The 4,990-nt window shown below is 44.0% G+C and carries 5 protein-coding genes, 4 tRNA genes and 1 rRNA gene; 8 read left to right on the top strand and 2 right to left on the bottom strand.

The window, feature by feature from the left end; genetic code table 11:
* The 3 genes from rrf to birA all read left to right on the top strand — a co-directional run.
* A 5S ribosomal RNA gene (gene rrf, locus EDC54_RS17740) occupies positions 1-93 on the top strand; the annotation flags it as partial.
* 157 nt (positions 94-250) lie between these two features.
* Positions 251-1,288 carry a UDP-N-acetylmuramate dehydrogenase gene (murB, locus tag EDC54_RS17735; RefSeq protein WP_132459462.1) on the top strand — a complete coding sequence of 346 codons (1,038 nt, stop codon included), beginning with the start codon at positions 251-253 and terminating at the stop codon, positions 1,286-1,288.
* Positions 1,285-2,244: a bifunctional biotin--[acetyl-CoA-carboxylase] ligase/biotin operon repressor BirA gene (birA, locus tag EDC54_RS17730; protein WP_132459461.1), complete on the top strand. Its 960-nt coding sequence runs from the start codon at positions 1,285-1,287 to the stop codon at positions 2,242-2,244. Before murB ends, birA begins: the two co-directional genes overlap by 4 nt.
* Before the next feature lie 31 nt (positions 2,245-2,275).
* Here the strand turns inward: birA and coaA are convergent, their stop codons facing one another.
* Complete coding sequence (gene coaA, locus EDC54_RS17725; protein WP_132459460.1) at positions 2,276-3,226, bottom strand: type I pantothenate kinase; 951 nt, start codon at positions 3,224-3,226, stop codon at positions 2,276-2,278.
* 226 nt (positions 3,227-3,452) lie between these two features.
* The gene (locus tag EDC54_RS17720; protein WP_132459459.1) at positions 3,453-3,992 is read right to left on the bottom strand and encodes a GNAT family N-acetyltransferase; all 540 of its coding nucleotides are present in this window, start codon (positions 3,990-3,992) and stop codon (positions 3,453-3,455) included.
* A 331-nt stretch (positions 3,993-4,323) separates the two neighbouring features.
* Between EDC54_RS17720 and EDC54_RS17715 the strand changes: the two genes are divergently transcribed.
* The 5 genes from EDC54_RS17715 to EDC54_RS17695 form a co-directional block, all read left to right on the top strand.
* A tRNA-Thr gene (locus EDC54_RS17715) sits at positions 4,324-4,399 on the top strand.
* Between the two features lie 15 nt (positions 4,400-4,414).
* A tRNA-Tyr gene (locus EDC54_RS17710) sits at positions 4,415-4,499 on the top strand.
* Between the two features lie 131 nt (positions 4,500-4,630).
* A tRNA-Gly gene (locus tag EDC54_RS17705) sits at positions 4,631-4,705 on the top strand.
* A gap of 6 nt (positions 4,706-4,711) precedes the next feature.
* Positions 4,712-4,787, top strand: a tRNA-Thr gene (locus EDC54_RS17700).
* Between the two features lie 107 nt (positions 4,788-4,894).
* A partial coding sequence (locus tag EDC54_RS17695; protein WP_001967706.1) for a GTP-binding protein occupies positions 4,895-4,990 on the top strand: 96 nt, incomplete at its 3' end.

Here is a 4,990-nt window from a genome sequence, read left to right as displayed (position 1 = left end):
CCCACCTGACCCCATGCCGAACTCAGTAGTGAAACGCCGTAGCGCCGATGGTAGTGTGGGGTCTCCCCATGTGAGAGTAGGGAACTGCCAGGCATAAAACAAGTGGAAAGCCTCTGTCGTAAGATAGGGGCTTTTTGCTATGCGTGGAGTGCAGGGAAAGGGGCTGTTGTGTCTCTGTGGTAAAAGACCGCCAGTATCTTACGTAGATCGGGTAGACTATGTGATATCCGAATTAGTAGGTATTTTTATCATGGTGCCAAGCGTTATTTCATTGAAGTCTCATAATTCTTTCTCATTATCTGTTTCTGCATCTTGTCTTAGGGTAGCGGATACACAGGATAAATTGATTGAAGGATGGCGCGTTGCCAGTGCATCACAAGAGCCTGTCTTGTTGCTAGGGGAAGGGAGTAATGTTCTTTTTCTGGAAGATTTTTCAGGCACAGTTTTGTTAAATCGGCTCAAAGGTATAGATGTTCGAGAAGAAAGTGATGGCTGGTACCTTCATGTCGGTGCTGGTGAGAACTGGCATCAATTCGTTGAATATACACTCAAGCGTGGCATTGCTGGGTTAGAAAACCTGGCGTTAATTCCTGGATGTGTAGGATCCGCACCGATACAGAATATTGGCGCTTACGGCATTGAGCTACAACATGTTTGTGATTACGTTGAGTTGCTCGATTTGGCTAAAGGCAAAACCATACGCCTTACCGCTGAAGCGTGTAAATTCGGCTATCGTGAAAGCATATTTAAACATCAATATCGTTCTGGGTTTGCTATTACGGCCGTGGGGCTTTATCTGAAAAAAGAGTGGAGCCCCGTACTAAACTATGGCGACCTGGTAAAATTTGATCCCACAATCGTTACGCCGCAACAAATATTTGATTCCGTTTGTCATATGCGCCGAAGTAAACTTCCAGACCCTAAAACGATGGGTAATGCGGGAAGCTTTTTCAAAAATCCGATAATTACACAACAGCATGCTGAACAGATTTTACGGGAGTATCCGAATGCACCGCAGTACATGCAAGCTGATGGCAGCGTTAAATTGGCAGCTGGATGGTTAATCGATCAATGCAAGCTCAAAGGATTTCAGCTTGGTGGCGCTGCGGTTCACGAGAAACAGGCATTGGTTTTGATCAATAAAAATAACGCCAAAAGCTCGGATATTGTCGAATTAGCTCGCTATGTTCGTAATCAGGTTGCTGAGAAATTTTGTATATATTTGGAGCCTGAAGTCCGCTTCATTGCTGCTCAGGGAGAGGTCAATGCCATCGAGGTACTATCATGAAAGATATTACTGTTCCTCTTAAATTAATTAAGATTCTCTCTGATGGTGAATTTTATTCCGGTGAATTACTGGGTGAAATGATGGGGATGAGTCGAGCGGCGATTAATAAACATATTCAAACGATACGAGATTGGGGAATAGATGTATTTACCGTAACAGGTAAAGGATATTCTTTGCCGGCGCCTATGCAGTTATTAGATGAGGAAGTTATCCTCAAACATCTACCGGAAGGTGGAGTGACGGTTTTACCTGTCGTTGATTCTACTAATCAGTATATTTTAGAACGACTGGATACGTTATCCTCCGGTGATGCTTGTCTCGCTGAATATCAGCAATCGGGGCGTGGCCGCCGTGGGCGGCAATGGTTTTCACCTTTTGGGGCGAATTTATACTTATCGCTATATTGGCGCTTGGAACAAGGACCGGCAGCGGCAGTGGGCGTTAGTCTGGTTATTGGTATCGTAATGGCCGAAGTACTACATAAACTCGGTGCAGGGGGCGTACGAGTAAAATGGCCTAACGATCTCTATCTCAAGGACAGGAAACTGGCTGGTATTCTAGTTGAATTAACAGGGAAAACAGGCGATGCGGCTAATTTAGTGATTGGTGCCGGTGTGAATTTGTGTATGAGAGGGCCTACCGCAGATACAATTAATCAAGGCTGGATAAACCTTCAAGAAGCGGGTGTCACAATTAATCGTAATACACTTGCTGCAACACTGATTGCTGAATTGAGGGGGGCTTTAGCTGTTTTCGAACAGCAGGGACTAGACCCGTTCATTCCCAGATGGGAACGATTAGATAATTATTTTAACCGCCCGGTACGCTTAATTATTGGTAATCGTGAAATATATGGCATCGATCGAGGAGTTGATCGCCAGGGGGCATTACTATTAGAAAACGATGGCGTGATAACATCCTACATCGGCGGTGAGATATCACTTCGAGGGGCATAAAAAAAGGGGGGCGGCCCCCTAAAAATGTCATTTACTTTCTTAGTCGGACATATTCTACGGCGTGATTAGCGCTTTTTGTCATAATAAGGCTGGCCCTTTCTCGCGTAGGTAAAATATTCTCTTTTAGATTTAGGCCATTAATTTCTTTCCATAATTGTGATGCTATACCGATAGCTTCTTCTTCGGTCAACTTGGAATAATTATGGAAATACGAATTAGGATTTGAGAACGCGCCCTGTCTAAATTTCAGAAAACGATTTATGTACCAGGTTTGTAATAGTGTTTCTGGTGCATCGACATAAATAGAAAAATCCACAAAGTCGGAAACAAAAACTCTATGTGGATCATGGGGATAATCCATTCCGCTCTGTAAAACATTTAGCCCTTCCAAGATGAGAATATCAGGCTGTTCTAAGATTTGATGGTGATTAGGAACGATATCATACGTTAGGTGGGAATAAGTTGGAGCCGTCACATTGTGGGCTCCTGATTTGATATCAGAAACAAATTTCACCAGGCTGTGCATATCATAAGATTGCGGGAAGCCTTTTTTCTTCATCAGGTCGCGTTCTTTTAGCACCTTATTTGGATGAAGGAATCCATCGGTTGTTATCAATTCTACACTACGATGTTCTGGCCAGCGACTTAGCAGTGCCTGAAGTACACGGGCTGTGGTACTTTTTCCTACAGCAACACTGCCCGCAATACCAATGACGTAAGGAATTTTCTGGCCATCAGTGCCTAAAAATTGCTCAAGCACCGCCTGGCGGCGTAAATTAGAACTGATATAGAAATTAAGTAAACGTGACAATGGCAGATAAATTTCTGCGACTTCGTCTAACGAAAGATCCTCGTTAATCCCTTTGAGTTTAACGATCTCTTCTTCTGTCAGTGTTAACGGGACAGAATTGCGCAAAGCGGCCCATTGGTTGCGGTTGAACTGTAAGTATGGCGTAGCCAAAGATTGCTCTCTATTGCTCATAAGTCGTGTTCTGCCTGCTTAACAGGTAAGAAAAGGGACTTTTCGCTCAGCGAAGTAAAGTGGGCTATTAATATAGCCAACGCTATGCTCGTGGCGCCTTTTCTTTGTGTAATAAATTTTTGATAGCAGGCAGGTTAACACTTTGCAGATAGAAAAAAGAAGAAAAAATCCATTTAATACCCGATACTTCTGGGTCTGAGCATTGTATGTAGGCCCCACTAACGGGTTATACGTTATCTAAGCTATTCACTGCGAAAAGGCGTTTGTAATAGATGGCTGTTGGATGGTAGCAGCCGTCAGGCGTACAGGCGTAGTCTGGCAAATCTCCCAAATGAAGATACCCCAGAGCACGATAGAACATTTCTGCGGAGGAGCCTGTTTGAGTGTCTAAATAAAGCAGTCCCCTTTTCTGGAGGAACGCGCTTTTCTCTAATAACTGAATAAGCTGTCGGCCGATCCCTATTCGTCTGGCACGGCTATGAACCAATAATTTCTGAATTTCCGCTCTGTTCTTCCCATTTGCCTTTTGGCAGAGCTCTAACTGCACACTCCCGGTCACGCCTTCGGCATCATGCGCTATCCATAACATACGTTCACCGTTGGCTAAAGTTGTTTGCAAGCGATGAAAATATGTTACGGCTTCTTTGTACGATAACGGGGAGCAATAGCCAACAGAGGCGCCTTTTTCTACAGCATCTATCAGTAAATTGGCAAGTTCTTCATGGTAATGCGGTAAGGTTGTCGCATCGAGTTGAATTAATTTCATTCTATTTTTGCCTGTTCGATGAAAGTTTCTGGCTTTAAAAAAGCAAAATTCGTTCCAAATTTATTTCCTATAAAAATCATGCAAAACGCCATCGATCGGTACAATGCCTGCCCCAAAAAGGGGAAAAGTTCTATTTTTGTGCAACTAAATGCGGGCAAATTTAATGAATAATTACGCGTATCGCATTATAAATTGGTGGTTCTTTGCACTAATTCTTGCCGGGAATTGGGATTCATGGTCAAATTTGGATAAAATCTAGGCGATAGTGCATTTTACGCAATTTTTTTGTTGCATCGTTCGTTATGTCTACCTAGAATGCGCAGCACTTGAAGCCGGCTTAGCTCAGTAGGTAGAGCAACTGACTTGTAATCAGTAGGTCGCCAGTTCGATTCCGGCAGCCGGCACCATCAAGTACATAATCAGGTGGGGTTCCCGAGCGGCCAAAGGGAGCAGACTGTAAATCTGCCGTCACAGACTTCGAAGGTTCGAATCCTTCCCCCACCACCAAATTCAATCCTGGCGACAGGATGTTCGATGCGGTAGCAAGGTTTAACCGGGTCGATAAAATCGGGGTTTATAAATTTTTATTTCTCGGATTTTACAATCTACAGAAAAATCAGGTAGCCGAGTTCCAGGATGCGGGCATCGTATAATGGCTATTACCTCAGCCTTCCAAGCTGATGATGTGGGTTCGATTCCCACTGCCCGCTCCAAGATGTGCTGATATAGCTCAGTTGGTAGAGCGCACCCTTGGTAAGGGTGAGGTCGGCAGTTCGAATCTGCCTATCAGCACCACTTCCTTTTCCTCCTCCTGATTTTCTTTCTGTTAATGAATTCAGCAAGCTATTGCTTGGTTGATGTGGTGATACCACCGATTTATCCGTGTCTTAGAGGGACAATCGATGTCTAAAGAAAAATTTGAACGTACAAAACCGCACGTTAACGTCGGTACTATCGGCCACGTTGACCATGGTAAAACAACGCTGACCGCTGCAATC

Source organism: Samsonia erythrinae, assembly GCF_004342665.1.
In the GTDB taxonomy this organism is placed as follows: Bacteria; Pseudomonadota; Gammaproteobacteria; order Enterobacterales; family Enterobacteriaceae; genus Samsonia; species Samsonia erythrinae.
The sequence above is the reverse complement of the archived record's forward strand: the minus strand, read 5'-3'. Positions and strand labels throughout refer to the sequence as shown.

Coding starts and splice junctions, on each gene's coding strand:
- coaA (WP_132459460.1), bottom strand. CDS start 3,226: ATGAGCAATAGAGAGCAATCTTTGGCTACGCCATACTTACAGTTCAAC.
- EDC54_RS17720 (WP_132459459.1), bottom strand. CDS start 3,992: ATGAAATTAATTCAACTCGATGCGACAACCTTACCGCATTACCATGAA.
- murB (WP_132459462.1), top strand. CDS start 251: ATGGTGCCAAGCGTTATTTCATTGAAGTCTCATAATTCTTTCTCATTA.
- birA (WP_132459461.1), top strand. CDS start 1,285: ATGAAAGATATTACTGTTCCTCTTAAATTAATTAAGATTCTCTCTGAT.